Here is a 20,812-nt window from a genome sequence, read left to right on the forward strand (position 1 = left end):
GGGGCGGCGGACGGAGTGGTGACGACGGGGGAGCGTGCGCGGGCGTGAAGGCGGCAGGGCGCCGGTCGGGCACACGGCTGCGCGACCACCTGGCGGCGTCCGACCCCGGGCTGCTGCGGCTGACCGCCGGGCTGCGCACGGTGGGGGCGATCGCTCTCACCCTGGCCGTGCTCGCACCGGCCGGCGCGGACATCACCCATCTGGTGGCGGGCGCGATGACGTCGATGGCCGCCACCTTCTCGATCCGGGAGCGGCGGCGCGGGGCGCAGGCGGTCACGCTGGCGCTGGGGCTTCCGGTGGCGCTGGTGTCGTTGTCGCTGGGCGCGCTGCTGAGCCGGCGGGTGGTGGTGGGCGACGTCTTCTCCGTCGCCCTGATCTTCTGCGCGGTGTACGGCCGCCGCTTCGGCGACCGCGGGACGACCCTGGGGCTGGTCGGTTTCCAGCTGTACTTCGTGTCGCTGTTCGTGGGCGCGACGCCCGAACAGCTTCCGGGGTTCTGGGCGGCCATCGCGGTCGGCTTCGCGAGCAGCGCCGTGGTGCGGTTCGCCGTCGTGCCGGTGACGCCGACCGGGCTGCTGGTGCGGCTGCGGCAGGCGTTCCGGGTACGGCTGGCGCGGCTGGTGTCCGCGCAGATCGCGCTGCTGGACGCGGGGCCCGACGAGGCCGACAAGGCGCTGGAGGAGGTGCGAGAGCGGACCGCCCGGCTGCACGAGACGGCGCTGATGATCCAGAGCCGGCTGGAGGAGGGCACCCCCGACGAGCCGACCGCGCGGCTGGTGCAGCGGCGCGTCGCCGACGCGGAGATCGCCTCCGAGCGGCTGGGACTGTCGCTGCTGTCCGCCCGCAGCGCGGAGCGGGCGGACACCCTGACGCTGCATCTGCCGGGAGCCCCCGCGCCGGAGGTGGGGCGGCTGCCCGGCCCCGAGGAGGTGACCGCGCTGCTCCGCCGTGACCTGCGGGCGCTGCGCGCGCTGGTTCTGCGTACCGGGTCGGCGGGGGCGGGCGTGGCCCAGATGCGGAACCGGCTGCTCGGCTACCGGGACGAGGAGAACCTCCCGGCCGCCTCGGCGCCGGTGCGGGACGTGTTCCGCGGCATCGGCGAGGTGGCCCGCGCGGTGATGGGGTTGCGGATCGCCCTGGACGGCCCGCAGGACGAGTCGGACGACAGTCCGGCGACGGCCAGGTCCCGGGAGGAGCTGGACGCCGAGGACGCCGCCATCGACGCCGAGGAGGCGGAGGAGGCCGAGGAGCCGAAGGGGCTGCAGCGGCCCACCACGCGGGCGGCCGTGCAGGTGTCCGTCGGCTCGACGCTGGCCATCGTCGGCGGGGAGCTGCTGTCCACGGACCGCTGGTACTGGGCGGTGCTGACCTGCTGGATCGTCTTCATCAACACCGCGTCCACCGGGGAGATCCTGGTCAAGGGCTACCGGCGGCTCCTCGGCACGGTGTTCGGCGTGGTCGCCGGGATCCTTCTGGCCGGGCTGGTCGGCGGGAACACCGTGCTGGCGTTCGTGCTGGTGCTGCTGCTGATCTTCGCCATGTTCTACACGGCGCCGTTGTCGTACACCCTGATGTCGTTCTTCGTCACGGCGATGCTGGGGCTGCTGTACACCCTGCTCCACACCTACAGCTGGGAGGTGCTGGTGCTGCGGGTGGAGGAGACGGCGCTGGGCGCGGTGTGCGGGGTGGTGGCGGCGGCCCTGGTGCTGCCGGTGCGGACGGACCGGCGCACCAACGAGTTGCTGGTCACGGTCCTGGAGCGGCTGTCGGACGTCAGCGAGGCCGCCGTGACGCAGCTCAGCGGCGGGCCCGCGGAGGACTTGCTCGACAAGGCGCGGGAACTGGACCAGGCGCTGGGCGACCTGCGGTCGGCCACCAAGCCGCTGACCCATCCGGTCACCCCGCTGCGGGCCCGGCGCACCACCGCGCGGTACGTGGTGGCCCTGCTGGAGACCTGCGCGTACCACGCGCGCTCGCTGGCCGCGACGGCCGAGCTGCTGCCGACCCACCCGTCCATCGCGGCGGACCCCCGTCTCCGGGGCGCGGCGGGCCGCACGGTCCGCAACATCCGCACGATCGCCACCCGCGTGGCCGACGACGAGGTCACGGCCCCCATCGAGACGGGCCCGAGCATCGCATCGCTCCTCGCCGACGACGACGCGTCCCGCTACGGCCGCGTCACCGGCCGGGTCCTGCGCCACCTGGAACGCCTGGACGAGGCGGTGGTGGGCCTGGCGCGCCCGCTGGACGTCCCGGTGAAGGCCCCGGAGCACTGAGCCCCGCGCGGCGGCGCTGACCCCGACGGCCTCCGGCCCCGGCAGGCTCACACCCGCAGGGCACCCCCGGCGGCCCCGCCCCACACGCGGCCGGCCCCCACCAAGCCCCACTTGCCCGCACCCACACCCCAAACGCCCCCAGCACACCCACACCCACACCCACAGGTCACGCCCGGCAGACCCACGGCACCGCACGCGGCCAGCCCCACCGACCCCTACTGCCCGCGCCTCCAGCGCACACCCACACCCACAGGCCACGCCGGCGAACCCACGGCCCCGCGGCCCCACAGGCACGGCAAGCCCCCAAACCCTGCTGCCCAAACCCGCAGGGCACGCCCGGCGAACTCACGGCCCCCTACGCGGCGAGCCCTCACCGACCCCTACTGCCCGCACCCACGCCCAGCGGACCCACGGCCTGCCACGGCCCCGCTCGCGGTGCCGCCGTTCGCCGTCGCGGCGCTCTGTGCCCACGCCGGCCTGCCTCAGCGAAGCCCTCACGCTCTCGCGGCGCCTCCACGCCTGTCCGTGACAGTCTGTTCTGCCCACGGCACAGGTGGCCTCGCCCGGCGGCATCGACCTGCGCAGCCGGGCATCCGAGCCCGCGCCGTGCGGCGGACGAGCGCCTCGTCCCACGACCGGCGCCTCGCGACTGACCGCCGCTGTCGGCCGCGCGCCGACGCCCACGGCGTCGGACCGGCACGCTCCCGAGGCGGACTCGGTCCCCGGACGCGGCCGCGCGCACGCACGGCGCCGGGGCCCCGGATCCGATGATCCGGGGCCCCGGCGGTGAGGGGGAGGGAGGTGGTTCAGAAATCCGTGGGGAGGCCGCTGGCCTCGGCGATGCCTCGAAGCTCCTCGTTCTGGCGGTGGCGGTCGCGGATCATCCCGGCGATCTCGCCCAGCCGGGAGGGATCCGCCGCGGTCTCCGCGTCGGTGACCACCCGTACCGGCCCGGTGTCGTCGTCGACGTCGAGCTCGACCACCTCGTTGTCCAGGCGGCCGGTGACCGCCGTGGCGATGACCAGGGCGGCCTCGTCGCGGACCTCCTGGGGGAGCTCCTCGTCCCCGCCGTCCAGCGCGAGGTCGAGGCCCGAGAGGCGGTGCTCGTCGATGGCCTCGAGGACCGGCTCCACCAGTCGGAGCAGAAGCCGGTAGTCCTCCGTGTCCATCCGCACCCGCAGCAGGTCGAGGTACACGTCCACGGGGCGGTTCTCCGGGGTGAACTCGGATTCGCTCATGGGCCTCGGGTTCCCTTCCTGCCTCGGGTCACACGGCGGCAGGCGCCGCCGCGGCGGTGTCACGTCCGTCCGGCGTCAGCCAGGCACGGGCCGTGGCGAGCGCCATGCCCACGTCCCGGGTACCGGTCGATACGCACAGGGTGTAGGCCACGTCGGCGATCCGCGACTCGGGAGCGGTCGCCGGGGCCGCCGTCAGGGTCTCGTACTCCTCGACCAGACGGCGCAGCACGGTGGGGTGAGGCTTGAGCATGGGACTCGCTTTCTCGGCGAACGGTGCGGGGTGGAGGGTCAGGCGGTGGGCCGGCCGCCGCCTCGGGCGGCGTGCTGCCCCAGCACGTCGGCGCGCACGCGGGCGCAGCTGCGGCTGATCAGGCGGGAGACGTGCATCTGGGAGATGCCCAGCCGGTCGGCGATCCGGCTCTGGGTCATGTCCTCGAAGAAGCGCATGTAGAGGATGGCGCGCTCCCGCTCAGGCAGGCGCCGCAGCCCCTCCTTGGCCGACTCCCGGTCGACCACCACGTCGTAGGAGGAGTCGGAGGCGCCGAGGGTGTCGGCGAGGCTGTAGCCGTCGTCGTCGGTGGAGAGTTCGGCGTCCAGGGACAGGGTGCTGAAGCTCTCCAGCGCCTCCATGCCGGCGGACACCTCCTCCTCGGTCAGCCCGGTGTGCGCGGCGATGTCCGCCACGGACGGCTCGGGGCTGCCGGGGTTCTGGGTGAGCTCGCGGCGGGCGACGCGGACCTTGTTGCGCAGCTCCTGGATCCGGCGGGGCACGCGCAGCGCCCACATGCGGTCCCGGAAGTGGCGCTTGACCTCACCGGTGATGGTGGGGACGGCGTAGCTCTCGAAGGCCCCGCGGCTCGGGTCGAACCGGTCGATGGCCTTGACCAGGCCCAGGGCCGCGACCTGGCGCAGGTCCTCGATGGACTCGCCGCGGTCGCGGAAGCGGCCGGCGATCCGGTGGGCCATGGGCAGCCAGGCGGTGACGAGCTCGTCCCGGACGGCTTCCCGCTCGGGTCCGTCCTCGAGGGTCGCCAGCCGTGAGAAGAGCGTCGTGGTGTCGGGGGCGTCGTCGTGCCGCCGGCGGGTGGCGGCGGGGGTCGTTCCGGAGAAGCCGGGACGCGGTGCGGACGTGTCAATGAGCATGCGGTTCAGCTCCCGAACGGTGGTTTCAGGGATCTACCGCGGGGTGGTCGTCGCGGGACGCACGGAGGGGTCCCGGTGCGGTCGTACCACTCCCGCCGGCGCGCCTCCGGTCCGAAGCACGAACCTCCGATTGCCCCCGGCCCGGTAGAACAAACTCCGCTTCTGCGCGGAAATTGCCGCGGACCTTCGCCGGGGGCCCGAAGGGCCGCCCGGGGCCGCTCAGACCAGGGAGACGAGGGCGGTGATCCGCTTGCCGCCGGCGGGCAGGTCGGACACCTGTACGTCGCGGGCCAGGCGGCACACGATGGGCCAGCCGTGGCCGCCCGGGCGGCGCCGGCCCTCGCCGTCGACGGGCGGCACGGCGACGGGGAGTGCGTCGCTGCGGTCGCTGACGGACAGCAGGACGCCGGGGCCGTCGACGTCGACCTCGAAGCCGGTGACTCCCCCGCCGTGCAGGATGGCGTTGGTGGTGAGCTCGGAGGCGACGAGCAGGGCGTCGGCCAGCGCCTCGGTGTCGCAAGGGGTCCGTGTGGCCAGACAGCGTTCGGTCACCGCCCGCAGCACGGCCTCGCGCACCTCGGCGGGCCGGGACGGGCACGGCTGCCCGGCGGGCCGGTCGCCGGGCAGCCGGACAACGGGTTCGATGAGGTGCTCCTCGCTCATGGGGCGACTCCCTGGGTCTCGGTGTCAGCACTTGGCGGTTTCGCCTCGGACCTCCCTTTTCGGCTCACCTGTCACGGTTGAGGCAAACCTCCCGGGGCGTTTCCCGCCTGCCCCGTGACCGCACGCCCACTGCGGGTACCCGGGCCGCATGACCGATGTGGTGGACTCGGACGAACTGCTGCGGCGCATCCAGCGGGCACGCGCCTGTGCGGCCCAGGAGGAGCGGGCCTGGCGGGCCCGGGGCGAGCGGCTGGGCCGGGAGGATCCGGGGGACGCCGCCGAGGCGCGGGACGCCGAGGTCCGTACGGTGGCCTACGGGGTGGTGCTGCGGGTGCTGGACGAGATCCTGACGCCGGGCAAGCACGGGACTCCCGGCTGACACGGCCGCGAGGGGCGCGGCGGATTGGCGCCGGAGGGGCCGGGAACCCGGCGACGCATGACTGCCGAACATCACCGGGCACCGGTTCTGGAAGCGCTGGAGGAGTACCACCGCAGCGGACGGCTGGGGTTCACGCCCCCGGGTCACAAGCAGGCGCGCGGAGCGGATCCGGCGGTGCGCGAGTTGCTGGGGGACGCCGTCTTCCTGGGGGACGTGCTGGCGACGGGCGGGCTGGACGACCGGCTGACCCGGGGCCGCGTGCTCCAGTCGGCGCAGGAGCTGATGGCCGACGCGGTGCACGCCGAACACACCTTCTTCAGCACGTGCGGCAGCTCCCTGTCGGTGAAGGCGGCGATGCTGTCGGTGGCGGGGCCGCACGAGAAGCTGCTGATCGGCAGGGACGCCCACAAGTCGGTGGTGTCGGGGCTGATCCTGTCCGGCGTCGAGCCGGTGTGGGTGGAGCCGCGCTGGGACGCCGGAAGGCATGTGGCGCACCCGCCGTCGGCCGCGGAGTTCGAGGCGGCCTTCGAGGCGCATCCGGACGCCCGCGGCGCCCTGGTGACCAGCCCGACGCCGTACGGCGCGGCGGCGGCGCTGCGGGAGATCGCCGAGGTCTGCCACCGGCGCGGGCGCCCGCTGATCGTGGACGAGGCGTGGGGCGCGCATCTGCCCTTCCACCCTGAGCTGCCGTCGTGGGCGATGGACGCGGGCGCGGACATCTGCGTGACGAGCATCCACAAGATGGGCAGCGGGCTCGAGCAGGGCTCGGTGTTCCACCTCCAGGGGGATCTGGTGCCGCCGGCGGTCCTGGGCACGCGTGCCGATCTGCTCGGCACCACCAGTCCCTCGGTGCTGATCTTCGCGGGTCTGGACGGCTGGCGGCGGCAGATGGCGCTGCGGGGCGAGGAGCTGATGGGGTCGGCGCTGGCGCTGGCCGGCGAGGTCCGGGCGGCGATCGAGGAGATCGACGGGATGCACGTGGACGGGCGGGACGACTACTGCGGGCCGGGTCTCGCGGACGACTTCGACCCTCTGCCGTGTGTGATCGACATACAGGAACTGGGCATCACGGGCTACCGGGCGGCGGACTGGCTGCGCGAGCACCGGGCGGTCGACGCCCACCTGGTCGACCACCGGCGCATCGGCACGCAGATCACGCACGGCGACGACCGGGAGACCACCGGGGAGCTGCTGTCGGCGCTGCGTGAACTGGGGCGGGCGGCGCCCGGGCTGCGCGGCGGTCCGCCGGTCGCGGTGCCGGAGCCGGGCGAGCTGCGGATGGAGCAGGCGGCACTGCCGCGGGACGCGTTCTTCGGTCCGGCCGAGGACGTGCCGGCGGAGAAGGCCGCCGGGCGGATCGCGGCGGAGATGATCACGCCGTACCCGCCCGGGATCCCCGCGGTGCTGCCCGGCGAACGGCTGACCGAGCCGGTGCTGCGGTATCTGCGGACCGGCCTCGAGGCGGGGATGTACCTCCCGGACCCGACGGACCCGGACCTGGAGACGGTGCGGGTCGTCGCGTAGCGGCCGTACGGGGGCGCGTGGACCCCCGATTACGCGAACCCCTGGTCAATGGTTTATCGTTCACTCATACGTGGTGACGGGGTCGACCAGACTCCTCCGGACACCACCGCTTACGGCCCTGGCTGGCTTCCCCCGTCCAGCCAGGGCTTTTTCACGCCCTGACACGGCCCGGCCGCGGCTCTCCGGACCGGATCCCTCCGCCGAGGTGCCCCGAACGGCGGCAGCGGCTGAAATGAGTAGGGAGGGAATGCACCCGGACCGTATCCCGGCGAGGAGCCCCGTCCCATGACCAAAGCGATCAAACTCCTGACCGCCCTCCCCCACCACCAGCGCGAGCACCTGATGACGCTGGCCCGTGAGGTGTACTTCCCGGAGGACACCCGCATCTTCGAATCCGGAGGGCACGCCGACCGCTTCTGGGTCATACGCTCCGGCGCCGTCTCCCTGGACCAGCGGCTGAACGAGGTGCAGCGGGTCACCGTCGCCGGGCTCGGCGCGGGTGACCTGCTGGGCTGGTCCTGGCTGTTCCCCCCGTACGAGTGGGATTTCGGGGCGCTGGCGTTCACCCCGGTCCGGGCCTACGAGTTCGACGCGGCGACCGTGCTGAAGGTGTGCGAGGCGGACACCGCCCTCGGGTTGTCGCTGGTCCGCTGTGTCGCCGAGGTGCTCGCGCACCGGCTGGAGACGACCCGCGGCCAGCTGATGGAGCAGTACGCGATGCGGCGCGGCTTCGTGCTGTAGAACGACGCGGCTCCGGGCTGCAGGGTGACGCGGCTTCGGGCTGCGGAACGCGGTCAGACCCGGTAGCGGCGCAGCGCCGGTATGGCCGCGGCCAGCGCCAGCATCACCACGACGACCAGGACCCCGCCGCCCGCGATGGCCGTGCGAGGGCCGAAGGCGGAGCCGGCGGTGCCGTGCAGCACGTCCGCGAGGCGGGGGCCTCCGGCCACGACGACGGTGAAGACGCCCTGCATGCGTCCCCGCATCTCGTCGGTCGCGGCGGACAGCAGGATCGCCCCGCGGAACACCATGGACACCATGTCCGCGACCCCGGCGAGGGCGAGGAAGGCGACCGCGAGCCACAGGCTGCCGCTGAGCCCCGACCCGGCGACGGCCAGCCCCCACACCACGACCGAGCCGATCACCATCCAGCCGTGCCGCCGCGCCCGGGAGAACGTGCCGGAGAACAGCCCGCCCAGCACCGCGCCGAGCGGGATCGCGGCGAACAGCAGGCCCAGCGCGAAACCCTCCCCGTACGGGGCGTAGGTCTCGGAGGCGAGCTGCGGGAACAGGGCGCGGGGCATGCCGAGGACCATGGCGACGATGTCGGCGAGGAACGACAGCAGCAGGACCGCGTGCCCCGAGATGTAGCGGAAGCCCTCCAGGACGCCGCGCAGTCCGGCGCTCCCGGCCTTGGCGGCGGTGAGCGGCGGCAGGGCGGGCAAGCGGTACACCGCCCAGACGGTGACGCACAGTGCGAGGGCGTCGATCAGATAGAGCTCGGCCAGCCCGATCACGGGGATGAGGGCGCCCGCGAGGAGCGGCCCGGCGATCTGGCCGGTCTGCATCACGGTGGAGCCCAGCGCGTTGGCGGCGGGCAGTTCGTCAGCGGGTACCAGGCGGGCGATGGAGGCACTGCGGGCGGGCGCGTTCAGCCCCCAGAAGGCCTGCTGGAGCGCGAGCAGCAGCATCAGCGTCCAGACGGACTCCAGGCCGGCGAAGGCCTGGACCCAGAACAGCAGCGAGGTGACCGCGATGCCGGTGTTGGTGAGCAGCAGCAGTGTGCGGCGGTCCATGCTGTCGGCGATCGCGCCGCCCCACAGGGCGAACACGATCAGCGGCAGCAGTCCGGCGAGGCCGGCGGCGCCGACCCAGGCGGAGGAGCCGGTGATGTCGTAGATCTGCTTGGGCACCGCGACGGCGGTGAGCTGGCTGCCGACCGCGGTGACCACGGTGGAGGCCCACAGGCGGCGGTAGGCGGGGCGGCGCAGCGGCCGGGTGTCCATGGCGAAGCGGCGCCATCCGCGCGGTCCGCCGTCGTCCTGTTCCGCCTTCGGTGTCCGGGGTCCGGTGCTGCTCTCGCTGGTGTCCACGACCGTCCTGGTTGGTGCTTACATCCACTTGGCCGGGACTCACTATGGCAGGCCGCCGGTGCGGCCCGTCCTCAGGCTCCCGCGATGAGCGTCACACCGAGGACGATCATGGTGGCGGCCACCAGGGCGTCCAGCACCCGCCAGGCGGCCGGGCGGGCCAGGAAGCGGCCGAGCAGCCGCGCGCCGAAGCCGAGTGCGGCGAACCAGCAGAAGCTGGCCAGCGCGGCCCCGACGCCGAACGTCCAGCGTGCGGTCCCGTGATGGGCGGCGACCGAGCCGACGAGGAACACCGTGTCCAGGTAGACATGCGGGTTGAGCCAGGTCAGGGCGATACAGGTGAGCACGGCCCGGCGCCGCGACCCGGCCGCCGCCCCTCCCTCCGCCTCGAGGCCCGAGGAGGCCGGGCGGACCGCCCTGCGCGCGGCCAGGGCGCCGTAGCAGAGGAGGAAGACGCCGCCGATCCAGGCCACCACCGTCAGAGCCGCGGGCCACGCCACCACGACGGCGCCGACACCGCCGACGCCGAGCGCGATGAGGACCGCGTCGGACAGGGCGCAGATGCCGACCACGGCGAGCAGGGCGTCCCTGCGGATCCCCTGGCGCAGCACGAAGGCGTTCTGCGCGCCGATGGCGACGATGAGGGACAGTCCGGTGCCGAAACCGGCGAAGGCGGGGGCGAAAGCGCTGGTCATGGCGTCGACGTTAGGCCGGGCAGCCCTGTTCAGTACAGCTGAGGATTCTTACGTACCCTTAGCAGATGTGATGAAGGATCTTCCGCTGGACCAGGTACGGACACTGCTCGCGGTGGTCGACGAGGGGACGTTCGACGCGGCGGCCGCCGCGCTGCACGTGACGCCCTCGGCGATCAGCCAGCGGGTCAAGGCGCTGGAGCAGCGGACCGGGAGGGTGCTGCTGCTGCGCACCCGCCCGGTGCGGCCCACCGAGTCCGGCGAGGTGCTGGTGCGCCTGGCCCGGCAGGTGTCCCGGCTGGAGCGGGACGCGTACGCGGAGCTGGGGCTGAGCGGCACCGGCGAACCCACGAGGGTGTCGATCGCGGTCAACGCGGATTCGCTCGCCATCTGGTTCCTGGACGCCCTGGTCCGGCTGCCCGCCCGGTCCCGGCTCTGCTTCGAGCTGCGCCGGGAGGACGAGTCGCACACGGCGGCGCTGCTCCGCGAAGGCACGGTGATGGCCGCCGTGACCTCCTCCCCCGACCCGGTGCCGGGCTGCTCGGTGCGGCGCCTGGGGGCCATGCGCTACCTGCCGGTGGCGTGCCCGGCGTTCGCCGCGGAGCTGCTGACGGAGCCGCTGGAGGAGTCGGTGGCGGCGGCCCCGGTGGTGGTCCTGGACCGGCGGGACGACTTCCAGGACGAATTCGTGCGCCGGCTCACCGGGGACCGCACGGGGGCGAGCACCCTGCGCCACTACGTGCCGACGTCGGAAGGGTTCGCCGAGGCGGTGGCGGCGGGACTGGGCTGGGGCATGGTGCCGGAGGCGCAGGCGGTGCCGCTGCTGCGGGCGGGCCGGGTCGTGGTGTTCGCGCCGGGCCGGGAAGCCGACGCGCCCCTGTACTGGCAGCAGTGGAAGCTGAACTCCCCCGCCCTCGCGGCGGTCGCCGACGCGGTCATGGAGACGGCGGCCCGGGCTCTGCGCCCTTGACCGCGAGGTCGGCCAGCTCCCGCTCCGCGCTCGACAGCAGCATGTCCAGCGCCGTCGGACAGGCGCTCTCGACCATGCGGGCGGCGAGCAGCGGAGCGGTCTCGGCGATGCGCGGATGGGTGGCGGCGGACAGCCGGGCGTAGGTCGAGCGCCACATGTCCTCGTCGGCCCGCCGCGCCGCGTCGGGCAGCGCGAGGGAGGCGGCGTCGAGGGCGGCGAACGCCAGCGTGGTGTCGATGAACGCCTGGTAGACGCGGACGGTGTCGGCGGGCGGGAAACCCGCGGTGCGCAGCACGTCCAGCACCGCCTCGTCGGCGGCCAGTTCGTTGGCCCGGCCGGAGACCCGGCTCGCGGTGAGGACGGCCGCCTGCGGGTGGGAGACGTAGGCGGCGTGGATGCGCAGGCCGAGGGCGCGCAGGTCGTGGCGCCAGTGCCCGGTGCGGTGCCAGCCGTCCAGCGCCTGGCCGATCAGCGCGTCACCGATGGCGAGGGTCAGGTCGTCCATGCCGCGGAAGTACCGGTAGAGCGCACTCGGGTCGCAGTCGAGGGCGAGTCCCAGGCGGCGGGCGGTGAGGCCCGCGCTGCCGTGTTCCCGGAGCAGCCGCAGCGCGGTCTCCACGATCAGCCGCTCCGAGAGCACGACCCCGCTCCTGGTCGGCCTGCGGCGTCTCCGCCGCTCCTCGGGCACCACACGCTTGGCCATGTCCCGCCTCTCCCATCCCCTGAGCCCCTTATGCCAACGCCATTGACCTTACGTCCCGCCCCGGCGTTTCATCACGTCAGGGCCCCGCAGAACATTCGCGGATCCATACGGATCCAACAGGACGAAAGGGAGTGCTCCGTCATGCGCGTACTGCTGGTGGGAGCGGGCGGTGTGGGCACCGCCGTCACCCGGATCGCGGCCCGGCGGCCGTTCTTCGAGCTGATGGTGGTGGCCGACTACGACCCGGCCCGCGCCGAGACGGCGGTCGCGGCGCTCGGCGCGGACGGCGACCGGTTCCGTGCCGAGCGGGTCGACGCCGGCGACGAGGCGCAGGTGACGGCGCTGCTGGAGCGGCACGGCTGCGACGTGCTGCTGAACGCCACCGACCCCCGTTTCGTGATGCCGCTGTTCCGCGCGGCGCGGGCGGGCGGCGCCGCCTACCTCGACATGGCGATGTCCCTGTCCCGTCCGCACGGCGAGCGGCCCCACGAGGAGTGCGGGGTGAAGTTGGGCGACGAGCAGTTCGCGCAGGCCGCCGAGTGGGAGGAGGCCGGACTGCTGGCGCTGGTCGGGATGGGCGTGGAGCCGGGCCTGTCGGACGTGTTCGCCCGGTACGCGGCCGACGAACTCTTCGACGAGATCGAGGAGATCGGCGTCCGCGACGGCGCGAACCTCACGGTGGACGGCTACGACTTCGCGCCGTCGTTCAGCATCTGGACCACCATCGAGGAGTGCCTCAACCCGCCCGTGGTCTACGAGAAGGACCGCGGCTGGTACACCACCGAACCCTTCAGCGAGCCCGAGGTGTTCGACTTCCCCGAGGGCATCGGCCCGGTGGAGTGCGTGAACGTGGAGCACGAGGAGGTGCTGCTGGTTCCCCGCTGGGTGGACGCCCGCCGGGTCACCTTCAAGTACGGCCTGGGCCGCGAGTTCACCGACACCCTGCGCACGCTGCACCTGCTGGGCCTGGACCGCACCAAGCCGGTCACCGTGCCCGGCCCGGACGGGCCCGTGAAGGTCTCCCCCCGGGACGTCGTCGCGGCCTGCCTTCCCGACCCGGCGACGCTCGGCGACCGCATGCGCGGCAAGACCTGTGCGGGCACCTGGGTGCGTGGCACCAAGGACGGGGCGCCGCGCGAGGTGTACCTGTACCACGTGGTCGACAACCAGTGGTCGATGAGCGAGTACGGCTGCCAGGCGGTGGTGTGGCAGACGGCCGTCAACCCGGTCGTCGCGCTGGAGCTGCTGGCGACCGGCGCCTGGTCCGGGGCGGGCGTGCTCGGCCCCGAGGCGTTCCCGGCCGGACCGTTCCTGGACCTCCTCACCGGGTACGGCTCGCCCTGGGGGCTGCGCGAGCAGTGACCGCTTCCACGCGGATCGCGCTGTTTCACCACGACTTGACAGGTCACCCGAAAGAAAGCAAGGCATCCGAAAGGGTGCGCACCGACTTCGGACGCAGGTGACTTTCGATGGACAACTGGCGGCACAGCGCGGCCTGCCGGACCGAGGATCCCGAGCTGTTCTTCCCGATCGGCACCTCCGGGCCGGCCCTGCTGCAGACCGAGCAGGCCAAGGCGGTCTGCCGCGGCTGCCCCGTGCGGGAGCAGTGCCTGGAGTGGGCCCTGGAGACGGGGCAGTCCATCGGTGTGTGGGGCGGCACGAGCGAGACGGAACGCCGCGCGCTCAAGCGGCGCATCGCGGCCCGCCGTTCGTCGGGCAGGGCCTGACGCACGAGGCGGGCGATGCGGGAGTGACGGCGCGAGTGGCCCCCGGGAATTCTCCCGGGGGCCTCTTCCGTGCGCGCAGCCGGCCGGGAAACGACGACCCGGCCCGGATGGCGCCCCGGTGACCGCCCCCGGACACCCCCGCCGACCTCGCCCCGCTGACCGCTCGCATCACGGCCGGCTGACGACGGGCACGCGCGGCGTCGTCCCCGGCCGGCACCCACCGCCCGGGGACGACGCGGGGCGCCCCGCTCGCCGTGCCCGGGCCCGGGCGTCGCAGTAGGCTCGCAGCGACTCAGGCGGAAGGGACCCACCATGAGCGTGCGCGTGCGGCGCGTCTACGAACCGCCCGAGCCCGACGACGGGGTGCGGGTCCTCGTCGACCGGCTGTGGCCGCGCGGCCTGGCGAAGGACGCGGCCCATGTCGACGAGTGGCCGAAGGGGCTGACCCCGTCCACGGAACTGCGCCGCTGGTACCACGCCGACGAGGGCACCTTCGAGGAGTTCCGCGAGCGCTACGAGGCGGAGCTGGCCGACCCGGAGGCGGCGGAGCCGCTGGAGCGGGTGCGGGAGCTGGCCGGGAAGGGCACGGTGACCCTGCTGACCGCGTCCAGGCAGCCGGAGCGCAGTCACGCGGAGGTGCTGGCCCGGCTGCTCTCGGAGTGAGGCGACGTTCCGGCCGGCGCTACGCCGTCTGCGCGGCCGCCGCCCGGCCCGCCGCGCGACCCGAGAAGAGGCAGCCGCCGAGGAAGGTGCCCTCGAGCGCGTTGTAGCCGTGGACGCCTCCGCCGCCGAAGCCCGCGACCTCGCCGGCCGCGTACAGCCCGTCGACCGGGCTGCCGTCGGCGCCCAGCGCGCGGGAGTCCAGGTCGGTCTGGATGCCGCCGAGCGTCTTGCGGGTGAGGATGTGCAGCTTGACTCCGATCAGCGGGCCCGCCGCCGGGTCGAGGATGCGGTGCGGGGTGGCGACCCGGCCGAGCCGGTCGCCGATGTAGCGGCGGGCGTTGCGGATGCCCTGCACCTGGGCGTCCTTGCTGTAGCTGTTGGCCATCTGGAGGTCGCGCGCCTCGATCTGGCGCCGGACGAGTGCCGCGTCGAGCAGCGGCTCGTCGGTGAGGGCGTTCATCTTCCCGACGAGTTCCTCGACGGTGTCGGCGGTGACGAAGTCCGCGCCGTTGCGCAGGAAGGCGTCCACCGGACCCGGGGCTCCCTTCCCGAGGACACGTTCGCGCAGGAATCCGGCCCGGTCCTTGGCGGTGATGTCCGGGTTCTGCTCGGAGCCGGAGAGCGCGAACTCCTTCTCGACGATCTTCCGGGTGAGGACGAACCAGGAGTGGTCGTACGGGGCGATGTCCTCAGTGGTGCGCAGGTGCCCGAGGGTGCCGAGGGTGTCGTAGCCGGGCAGACAGGGCTCGGGCAGCCGGCGGCCCAGCGCGTCGAACCACATGGAGGACGGGCCGGGGAGGATGCGGATGCCGTGGCCCGGCCAGACCGGGTCCCAGTTCCGGATGCCCTCGGTGTAGTGCCACATGCGGTCGCGGTTGACCAGCCGGACGCCCGCGCGGGCGCTGATGTCCAGCATCCGCCCGTCGACGTACGCGGGGACGCCGGTGACCATCTCGCGCGGCGGGGTGCCCAGCCGGTCGGGCCAGTACTTCCGGACGATGTCGTGGTCGGCGCCGATGCCGCCGCTGGTGACGATCACGGCCTGCGCGGTCAGCTCGAACTCGCCGGTCACCTCGCGGCTGGAGGCGACGCCGCGCGGTGAGTTGTCCTCGGCCAGCACGGTGCCGCGCACCCCGCGGGCGGCGCCGTCCTCCAGGACCAGCTCGTCGACGCGGTGGCGGTGGTGGAAGGTGAGCAGTCCGTCGCGCGCGGCCTCGCGGGCGTAGCGCGCGAAGGGGGCGACGACGCCGATGCCGGTGCCCCAGGCGATGTGGAAGCGGGGCACGGAGTTGCCGTGGCCGCCGGCGCGCAGGCCGCCGCGCTCGGCCCAGCCGACGGTGGGCAGGAAGGTGATGCCGTGGCCGTCCAGCCAGGAGCGCTTCTCCCCCGCCGCCCACTCGACGTAGGCGCGCGCCCAGCGCAGCGCCCAGGAGTCCTCGTCGTCGGTCCGGTCGAAGGCGGCGCTGCCCTGCCAGTCGTTCCAGGCCAGCTCGAAGGAGTCCTTGACGCCGAGGCGGCGCTGCTCGGGCGACCCCACCAGGAACAGCCCGCCGAACGACCAGTAGGCCTGGCCGCCGAGGTTGGCGGCGTTCTCCTGGTCGACGAGGGCGACCCTGCGGCCCTTGCTGGTCAGTTCATGGGCCGCGACGAGGCCCGCGAGGCCCGCTCCGACGACGATGACGTCGGCATCCATGGCGACCGTCCCTTCCTTCTGGCGTCCGGAGGCTGCCGTCCGGGGCTTCACCCGGTGAGCAGCGCGGTGAGCAGGTGTTTCAGCCAGGCCCGGGCGCCTTCGACGTCCCGGTCCAGCAGCAGTTGGGTGGTGACGCCGTCGTAGGCGGCGACCACGGCGTGCGCGGCGCCCTCGGCGTCGCCGAGCACGGCGGGGAGCGTAGTGTGGCCACGGGCCCGCTCCAGCCGGTCGGCGACGGCCCGCCGTAGCCGGGCCCGGTGGTCGAGGAGCGTGTGCGCCACGCGCGGGTCGCGGGCGGCGTGCACCAGGAAGTCGGTCTTCACCAGCAGCCAGTCGCGGTCCAGCAGCAGCACCTCGGAGACCCGGTCGACCGCGGCGGCCACGTCGAGGTCGGGTCCGTCGGAGGCGAGGGCTCCGGCCACCTGCTCGGCGATGAGGTCGGCGCGCTGGGCGTAGAGCGCGAAGAACAGCTCGTCCAGGCCGGCGAAGTTGGAGTAGAAGGCACCCCGGGTGTAGCCGGCGGCCTCGCAGATCTCCTCGATGGAGACGTGCCCGAAGCCCTTGGCCGCGAGGACCGTGAAGGCCGCGTCCAGCAGCTGGGCACGGGTGCGCAGCCGGCGCGCGGTGACGCGCCCGGTCCTGGTGTCCGCCATGCTGTGCCCCCTCCCCCGTCCTCCGATACGGGAACGTATCCGATACACCGGCGTATCGGACAGCCCCCGGAGCAGGACGGTCGCAGGGACGGAGATCGTTCTAGAACGTATTTTCGATTCGGGGTACGCTGGTCCCCATGAGCACGCACCACCTCCCGGCGCTCCAGGGCTCGCTCTTCGACCAGGACGACGAGCTGCGGCTCGGCACGCTCGACGGGGTGCGCCGCACCGAACTCGGCCGGGGCGCCTGGATCGACCTGCTCCCCGGCTGGCTGCACGGCTCCGACGCGCTCTTCGACCACCTGGCCGCCGAGGCCCCCTGGCGGGCCGAGCGGCGCCAGATGTACGACCAGGTCGTCTCCGTGCCCCGGCTCCTCGCGTACTACGGCGTCGGCGCCCCCCTCCCCCATCCGGTCCTCACCGAGGCCCGTGACGCGCTCAGCGCCCATTACGCGGAGGAGCTGGGCGAGCCCTTCGCCACGGCCGGGCTCTGCTACTACCGCGACGGCCGGGACAGCGTCGCCTGGCACGGTGACCGGATCGGCCGGGGCGCCCGCGAGGACACGATGGTCGCCATCCTGTCCGTGGGTGCGCCCCGCGACCTGCTGCTGCGCCCCGTCGGCGGAGGCGAGACCGTGCGCCGCCCGCTGGGCCACGGCGACCTGGTCGTCATGGGCGGCTCCTGCCAGCGCACCTGGGAGCACTGCGTGCCGAAGAGCACCAGGGCCGCCGGACCGCGCATCAGCATCCAGTTCCGCCCGCGCGGGGTGAACTGACCGCGCCCGGAACCGCGACGGAGCCGGGCGCGGCCCCGGCGCACAGCACCACGCCGAGCACGCCCGCCCGCACAGCGACGCGCCGCGTCGGCCCGCGTCCCCGGTCGTCGTCCGCCAGGAGGAAGCAGGGGGCGACGACCCGTTCACCGCGTCGGCCCCGCGCTGTCCGGCGCGGACGGGTGGTGCCGGGTGCAGGCGGTCCCCGGCCTGCTGGACCGTCCCGCCCGAGCCCCGCGCCCCGGCCGCCGGGGGCGGACGTCGCCGTTCCTGGCGTACCCGGCCGTGGCTGCCCCGCCGTTGTGCTGCCGTACGAACTCGGGGCGCCGCGGTGGGCGGCGACGCGGTGGCTGCCCGGGATGCGCCCGGCCGCACGCCCGAGGGGCGGACGGCCTCCCCCGCCCACCCCCTGATCTGCTTTCCTGTGCTTGTTCGACCGGCACGAGGAACGACAGGCGAGGCGGCCATGAAGGCAACGGTGCGGCAGGTGGCGGACGGCACCTTCCTGGTGCACGGCACGAGCACGAACTGGGTGATCCTCACCGAGGGGGACGCCGTCACCCTGATCGACACCGGCTATCCCGGCGACCGCGCGGGGCTGCTCGGCTCACTCGCGGAGGTGGGTGCCGCGCCGGAGGCGGTGGCGGCCGTGCTGGTCACACACGCGCACAACGACCACCTGGGCTCGGCCGAGTTCCTGAGCGCGACACACGGCATCCCCGTGTACACGCACAAGGAGGAAGTGCCGCACGCCCGGCGCGACTTCCTGCACCAGGTGACCGCGGCGCGGGTGCTGCGCAACGGCTGGCGTCCCGGCGTGCTGCCGTGGGCCGCGCACGCCCTGCGCGCCGGCGGCACGGCGAACGTGGCGGTCACCGCGCCCCAGCCGTTCCCGGTGTCCGGCGACGGTGAGCCGCTCGACCTGCCGGGCCGGCCCGTGCCCGTGCACACGCCCGGCCACACCGCGGGGCACAGTGCCTTCCACCTGCCGCACGTCGGGGCGGTGGTGTCCGGCGACGCCCTGGTCAGCGGGCACCCCGTCTCCCGCGTCCAGGGTCCGCAGATGCTGACCGACATGTTCCACCGTGAGCGCGCCCGCGCCGTGCGGTCGCTGGACGTGCTGGCGGAGCTGGACGGAGACCTGCTGCTGCCCGGGCACGGCCCGCTGCACCGGGGTCCCGTGCGGGACGCCGCCCTGCTCGCCCGGGAGCGCGCGCAATAGGCTGAGGTGACGATCACCGGGAAGACGATCACCTTCGAGACGAGGACACCGCCGCCATGGCACTGCAGATCAACGCCACCAACCCGGAGCACCCCGCGCTCCTGTTGGAACTGCCGTGGCACCTGCCGCTGGAGGAGTGGCCCGACAAGTACCTGGTGCCGCTGCCCCGCGGGATCTCCCGGCACGTCGTGCGCTACGCCCGCGCCGGCGACGAGGTGGTCGCGGTGAAGGAGCTCGCCCGGCGTCCCGCGCTGCGCGAGTACGAACTGCTGCGCGACCTGGACCGGATCGGCATCCCCGCGGTGGACCCGCTCGCCGTGGTCACCGGCCGCACCGACCCGGACGGGGAGCCGCTGGAGTGCGTGCTGATCACCCGGCACCTCGGCGGTTCCATGCCGTACCGGTCGATGTTCGAGACGACGATGCGGCCGGCCACCATGCACCGGCTGATGGACGCGCTCGCCGTGCTGCTGGTGCGGCTGCACCTGGCCGGTTTCGCCTGGGGCGACTGCTCGCTGTCCAACACGCTGTTCCGGCGCGACGCGGGCGCCTTCGCCGCCTATCTGGTGGACGCCGAGACCGGCGACCTGCACCCCGAACTGACGCGCGGCCAGCGGGAGTACGACCTGGACCTGGCGCGGGTCAATATCAGCGGCGAGCTGCTCGACCTGGAGGCGTCCGGCGCGCTGCACCCCTCCGTCGACCCGATCGACTTCGGCACCGAGATCTGCGCCCGCTACCAGGAGCTGTGGAAGGAGCTGACCCGCACCTCGGTGTACCCGGCCGGCAAGCACCACTACATCGAGCGCCGCATCCGCCGCCTGAACGAACTCGGCTTCGACGTGGCCGAGATGCAGATCGAGCACGCCTCCAACGGCGACTCGGTGACCTTCGTGCCGAAAGTCGTGGACGCCGGGCACCACCAGCGTCAGCTGCTGCGGCTCACCGGTCTGGACACCGAGGAGAACCAGGCCAGGCGGCTGCTGAACGACCTGGAGAGCTGGATGGCCACCCAGGACGACTACGCCCCGGACGACCCTTCCCCAAGCTCTCGGCTTCGCTCGAGCACGGGGGACCCCCATGGCGCCCGTCCCGAGGTGCTCGCGCACCGCTGGGTCCGCGAGGTGTTCCGGCCCACCGTGCGGTCCGTGCCGCCCGAGCTGCGCGGGCAGATGGACCCCGCGCAGATCTACCACGAGTTGCTGGAGCACCGCTGGTACCTGTCCGAGCGGGCCCAGCACGACATCGGTCTGGAGACCGCCGTCGTGGACTACATCCAGCGGGTGCTGCCGAAGCGGCGGGAGCCGCTGCGGCCCGCGGAGGAGTAGCCGGGCCCGCCCCGGGTCAGGCGGGCGGCACGACGGCCACCGGGCAGTCCGCGTGGTGCAGCACGCCGCCCGCGACGGAGCCGATGCGGGCGCCCACGGCGGAGCGGCGGGCGCGGCGGCCGACGACCATCAGCTGGGCCGTGCCCGACACCGACAGCAGCACCTGCCCGGCGCTGCCCATCTCCACGTGCTCCACGACGTGCACGTCCGGGTAGCGCTCCCGCCACGGCGCGAGCGCGGCCGCCAGGTTCTTCCGCTCGAACGGCTCGAGGCCGCCGGCGTCGTCGAGGAGCTGGAGGGAGGCGGGACTGTAGGCGAACACCGGCGGCAGCGTCCAGGCGCGCACGGCCCGCACGGTCGCGCCGCGGCGGGCGGCGGTCTCGAAGGCGAAGCCGAGCGCGGCGGCGCTGTCCTCCGGGTCGCCCTCCTGGCCGACCACGATCTCGTGCCCGGCCACCTCGCCCGAGGCCTTGTCGCCGGCCCGGACGAACACCACCGGGCACGCGGCGTCCACGATCACCTGCTGGCCGACGGAGCCCACCAGGAAGCCCACGAGCCGCCCGTGCCCGCGCGAGCCCAGCACCAGCATCCCGGCGTCCGCCGCAGCGGCCGTCAGTGTCTCCACGGCGTCGCCCTCCAGTACGTCCGTGGTGACGTCCAGGCCGCCGTGGTGTTCACGGACGGCGCGCACCGCCTCCTCGGCGGCGTCCCGCACCCACTGTTCCTGGGCCGCCCTGTCCCCGGTCTCCAGCGCGTCGTGCGCCTCGAACCGCCAGGCGTGCACCACCCTGAGCGGAAGGTCCCGGCGGACCGCCTCCCTGGCCGCCCAGGCCAGCGCCGCGAGGCTCTCCTCGGTGCCGTCGATCCCTGCCGTGATCGGGCGCGTCATGCGGTTCCTCCCGGATTCGTGATTCCTGCGCGGACAGTCTTCCCTACCGCGGCGCCGCCCCGCACCGCGGTCACCTCGTACGACGCCCCGCCGCCCCCGCCTTCCCGCGCCGGCCCCGCGCACGCCCGCGCGCCCGGCGGCGACCGCACATACGATGGGCTCGGGCCGGTGCGGAGGCCGCGACGG

21 protein-coding genes are annotated in these 20,812 nt (G+C 73.9%); 11 read left to right on the forward strand and 10 right to left on the reverse strand.

Annotated elements, in window-relative coordinates; translation table 11 throughout:
• Nucleotides 1-44 precede the first annotated feature (44 nt).
• Complete coding sequence (locus MTR79_RS19500; protein ID WP_244791530.1) at nt 45-2,276, forward strand: FUSC family protein; 2,232 nt, start codon at nt 45-47, stop codon at nt 2,274-2,276.
• Nucleotides 2,277-3,082: 806 nt separating this feature from the next.
• On the opposite strand, the gene MTR79_RS19505 is transcribed toward MTR79_RS19500, so the two are convergent.
• The 4 genes from MTR79_RS19505 to MTR79_RS19520 form a co-directional block, all read right to left on the reverse strand.
• Nucleotides 3,083-3,514, reverse strand: a complete 432-nt coding sequence (locus tag MTR79_RS19505; protein WP_048456619.1) for a hypothetical protein — start codon at nt 3,512-3,514, stop codon at nt 3,083-3,085.
• A 28-nt stretch (nt 3,515-3,542) separates the two neighbouring features.
• Entirely contained in the window at nt 3,543-3,764 is a 222-nt protein-coding gene (locus tag MTR79_RS19510; protein ID WP_048456618.1) for a DUF5133 domain-containing protein, read from the reverse strand.
• 38 nt (nt 3,765-3,802) lie between these two features.
• The gene (locus MTR79_RS19515; RefSeq protein WP_086700625.1) at nt 3,803-4,657 is read right to left on the reverse strand and encodes a SigB/SigF/SigG family RNA polymerase sigma factor; all 855 of its coding nucleotides are present in this window, start codon (nt 4,655-4,657) and stop codon (nt 3,803-3,805) included.
• A gap of 219 nt (nt 4,658-4,876) precedes the next feature.
• Nucleotides 4,877-5,320 (reverse strand): ATP-binding protein, encoded by a 444-nt coding sequence (locus tag MTR79_RS19520; RefSeq protein WP_086700624.1) that lies wholly within the window; start codon nt 5,318-5,320, stop codon nt 4,877-4,879.
• A gap of 148 nt (nt 5,321-5,468) precedes the next feature.
• Between MTR79_RS19520 and MTR79_RS19525 the strand changes: the two genes are divergently transcribed.
• The 3 genes from MTR79_RS19525 to MTR79_RS19535 all read left to right on the forward strand — a co-directional run bounded on the left by MTR79_RS19525 (nt 5,469) and on the right by MTR79_RS19535 (nt 7,964).
• Entirely contained in the window at nt 5,469-5,699 is a 231-nt protein-coding gene (locus MTR79_RS19525; protein ID WP_048456615.1) for a hypothetical protein, read from the forward strand.
• 57 nt (nt 5,700-5,756) lie between these two features.
• Nucleotides 5,757-7,223: an aminotransferase class I/II-fold pyridoxal phosphate-dependent enzyme gene (locus tag MTR79_RS19530; protein WP_189363932.1), complete on the forward strand. Its 1,467-nt coding sequence runs from the start codon at nt 5,757-5,759 to the stop codon at nt 7,221-7,223.
• A gap of 285 nt (nt 7,224-7,508) precedes the next feature.
• Entirely contained in the window at nt 7,509-7,964 is a 456-nt protein-coding gene (locus tag MTR79_RS19535) for a cyclic nucleotide-binding domain-containing protein (protein ID WP_086700621.1), read from the forward strand.
• Nucleotides 7,965-8,017: 53 nt separating this feature from the next.
• On the opposite strand, the gene MTR79_RS19540 is transcribed toward MTR79_RS19535, so the two are convergent.
• Nucleotides 8,018-9,316 carry an MFS transporter gene (locus MTR79_RS19540; protein WP_244791532.1) on the reverse strand — a complete coding sequence of 433 codons (1,299 nt, stop codon included), beginning with the start codon at nt 9,314-9,316 and terminating at the stop codon, nt 8,018-8,020.
• A 71-nt stretch (nt 9,317-9,387) separates the two neighbouring features.
• The gene (locus MTR79_RS19545; RefSeq protein ID WP_244791534.1) at nt 9,388-10,008 is read right to left on the reverse strand and encodes a LysE/ArgO family amino acid transporter; all 621 of its coding nucleotides are present in this window, start codon (nt 10,006-10,008) and stop codon (nt 9,388-9,390) included.
• 70 nt (nt 10,009-10,078) lie between these two features.
• Between MTR79_RS19545 and MTR79_RS19550 the strand changes: the two genes are divergently transcribed.
• The gene (locus MTR79_RS19550; RefSeq protein ID WP_244791536.1) at nt 10,079-10,975 is read left to right on the forward strand and encodes a LysR family transcriptional regulator ArgP; all 897 of its coding nucleotides are present in this window, start codon (nt 10,079-10,081) and stop codon (nt 10,973-10,975) included.
• On the opposite strand, the gene MTR79_RS19555 is transcribed toward MTR79_RS19550, so the two are convergent.
• A complete protein-coding gene (locus MTR79_RS19555) occupies nt 10,941-11,678 on the reverse strand; it encodes a TetR/AcrR family transcriptional regulator (protein WP_048456609.1) in 738 nt (245 codons plus the stop codon). The two genes, MTR79_RS19550 and MTR79_RS19555, sit on opposite strands and share 35 nt — an antisense overlap.
• Nucleotides 11,679-11,819: 141 nt before the next feature.
• On the opposite strand from MTR79_RS19555, the gene MTR79_RS19560 reads away from it, so the two are divergent.
• The 3 genes from MTR79_RS19560 to MTR79_RS19570 all read left to right on the forward strand — a co-directional run bounded on the left by MTR79_RS19560 (nt 11,820) and on the right by MTR79_RS19570 (nt 14,068).
• Nucleotides 11,820-13,040 (forward strand): saccharopine dehydrogenase C-terminal domain-containing protein, encoded by a 1,221-nt coding sequence (locus tag MTR79_RS19560; RefSeq protein ID WP_244791538.1) that lies wholly within the window; start codon nt 11,820-11,822, stop codon nt 13,038-13,040.
• Between the two features lie 107 nt (nt 13,041-13,147).
• On the forward strand, nt 13,148-13,405 hold the full coding sequence (locus tag MTR79_RS19565; RefSeq protein ID WP_048456607.1) for a WhiB family transcriptional regulator: 258 nt from the start codon (nt 13,148-13,150) through the stop codon (nt 13,403-13,405).
• Nucleotides 13,406-13,717: 312 nt separating this feature from the next.
• Entirely contained in the window at nt 13,718-14,068 is a 351-nt protein-coding gene (locus MTR79_RS19570) for a DUF488 family protein (RefSeq protein ID WP_156702813.1), read from the forward strand.
• Nucleotides 14,069-14,087: 19 nt separating this feature from the next.
• Here MTR79_RS19570 and MTR79_RS19575 read toward each other — a convergent pair whose 3' ends face one another.
• Nucleotides 14,088-15,761, reverse strand: coding sequence for an FAD-binding dehydrogenase (locus tag MTR79_RS19575; RefSeq protein ID WP_244791540.1), 1,674 nt, complete (start codon nt 15,759-15,761; stop codon nt 14,088-14,090).
• A 47-nt stretch (nt 15,762-15,808) separates the two neighbouring features.
• Nucleotides 15,809-16,414: a TetR/AcrR family transcriptional regulator gene (locus MTR79_RS19580; protein WP_048456604.1), complete on the reverse strand. Its 606-nt coding sequence runs from the start codon at nt 16,412-16,414 to the stop codon at nt 15,809-15,811.
• A gap of 137 nt (nt 16,415-16,551) precedes the next feature.
• Here MTR79_RS19580 and MTR79_RS19585 point away from each other — a divergent pair, with 137 nt between their 5' ends.
• From MTR79_RS19585 to MTR79_RS19595, 3 genes are all read left to right on the forward strand, one after another.
• Complete coding sequence (locus MTR79_RS19585; protein ID WP_086700609.1) at nt 16,552-17,190, forward strand: alpha-ketoglutarate-dependent dioxygenase AlkB; 639 nt, start codon at nt 16,552-16,554, stop codon at nt 17,188-17,190.
• A 463-nt stretch (nt 17,191-17,653) separates the two neighbouring features.
• Nucleotides 17,654-18,409 carry an MBL fold metallo-hydrolase gene (locus tag MTR79_RS19590; protein WP_244791542.1) on the forward strand — a complete coding sequence of 252 codons (756 nt, stop codon included), beginning with the start codon at nt 17,654-17,656 and terminating at the stop codon, nt 18,407-18,409.
• A gap of 56 nt (nt 18,410-18,465) precedes the next feature.
• The gene (locus tag MTR79_RS19595) at nt 18,466-19,737 is read left to right on the forward strand and encodes a DUF4032 domain-containing protein (protein ID WP_086700606.1); all 1,272 of its coding nucleotides are present in this window, start codon (nt 18,466-18,468) and stop codon (nt 19,735-19,737) included.
• A gap of 16 nt (nt 19,738-19,753) precedes the next feature.
• On the opposite strand, the gene MTR79_RS19600 is transcribed toward MTR79_RS19595, so the two are convergent.
• Nucleotides 19,754-20,626 (reverse strand): universal stress protein, encoded by an 873-nt coding sequence (locus MTR79_RS19600; RefSeq protein ID WP_102638234.1) that lies wholly within the window; start codon nt 20,624-20,626, stop codon nt 19,754-19,756.
• Between the last annotated feature and the right edge of the window lie 186 nt (nt 20,627-20,812).

The sequence above is a fragment of the Streptomyces sp. BJ20 genome, from assembly GCF_022869105.1.
Taxonomy (GTDB): Bacteria; Actinomycetota; Actinomycetes; order Streptomycetales; family Streptomycetaceae; genus Streptomyces; species Streptomyces griseoincarnatus.

Excerpts from the sequence above, each read along its gene's own strand:
- MTR79_RS19555 (WP_048456609.1), bottom strand. The coding sequence starts at position 11,678 with ATGGCCAAGCGTGTGGTGCCCGAGGAGCGGCGGAGACGCCGCAGGCCG.
- MTR79_RS19510 (WP_048456618.1), bottom strand. The coding sequence starts at position 3,764 with ATGCTCAAGCCTCACCCCACCGTGCTGCGCCGTCTGGTCGAGGAGTAC.
- MTR79_RS19590 (WP_244791542.1), top strand. The coding sequence starts at position 17,654 with ATGAAGGCAACGGTGCGGCAGGTGGCGGACGGCACCTTCCTGGTGCAC.
- MTR79_RS19600 (WP_102638234.1), bottom strand. The coding sequence starts at position 20,626 with ATGACGCGCCCGATCACGGCAGGGATCGACGGCACCGAGGAGAGCCTC.
- MTR79_RS19530 (WP_189363932.1), top strand. The coding sequence starts at position 5,757 with ATGACTGCCGAACATCACCGGGCACCGGTTCTGGAAGCGCTGGAGGAG.
- MTR79_RS19565 (WP_048456607.1), top strand. The coding sequence starts at position 13,148 with ATGGACAACTGGCGGCACAGCGCGGCCTGCCGGACCGAGGATCCCGAG.
- MTR79_RS19595 (WP_086700606.1), top strand. The coding sequence starts at position 18,466 with ATGGCACTGCAGATCAACGCCACCAACCCGGAGCACCCCGCGCTCCTG.
- MTR79_RS19505 (WP_048456619.1), bottom strand. The coding sequence starts at position 3,514 with ATGAGCGAATCCGAGTTCACCCCGGAGAACCGCCCCGTGGACGTGTAC.
- MTR79_RS19580 (WP_048456604.1), bottom strand. The coding sequence starts at position 16,414 with ATGGCGGACACCAGGACCGGGCGCGTCACCGCGCGCCGGCTGCGCACC.
- MTR79_RS19535 (WP_086700621.1), top strand. The coding sequence starts at position 7,509 with ATGACCAAAGCGATCAAACTCCTGACCGCCCTCCCCCACCACCAGCGC.
- MTR79_RS19585 (WP_086700609.1), top strand. The coding sequence starts at position 16,552 with ATGAGCACGCACCACCTCCCGGCGCTCCAGGGCTCGCTCTTCGACCAG.
- MTR79_RS19545 (WP_244791534.1), bottom strand. The coding sequence starts at position 10,008 with ATGACCAGCGCTTTCGCCCCCGCCTTCGCCGGTTTCGGCACCGGACTG.
- MTR79_RS19575 (WP_244791540.1), bottom strand. The coding sequence starts at position 15,761 with ATGGATGCCGACGTCATCGTCGTCGGAGCGGGCCTCGCGGGCCTCGTC.
- MTR79_RS19570 (WP_156702813.1), top strand. The coding sequence starts at position 13,718 with ATGAGCGTGCGCGTGCGGCGCGTCTACGAACCGCCCGAGCCCGACGAC.
- MTR79_RS19550 (WP_244791536.1), top strand. The coding sequence starts at position 10,079 with ATGAAGGATCTTCCGCTGGACCAGGTACGGACACTGCTCGCGGTGGTC.
- MTR79_RS19520 (WP_086700624.1), bottom strand. The coding sequence starts at position 5,320 with ATGAGCGAGGAGCACCTCATCGAACCCGTTGTCCGGCTGCCCGGCGAC.
- MTR79_RS19515 (WP_086700625.1), bottom strand. The coding sequence starts at position 4,657 with ATGCTCATTGACACGTCCGCACCGCGTCCCGGCTTCTCCGGAACGACC.
- MTR79_RS19560 (WP_244791538.1), top strand. The coding sequence starts at position 11,820 with ATGCGCGTACTGCTGGTGGGAGCGGGCGGTGTGGGCACCGCCGTCACC.
- MTR79_RS19525 (WP_048456615.1), top strand. The coding sequence starts at position 5,469 with ATGACCGATGTGGTGGACTCGGACGAACTGCTGCGGCGCATCCAGCGG.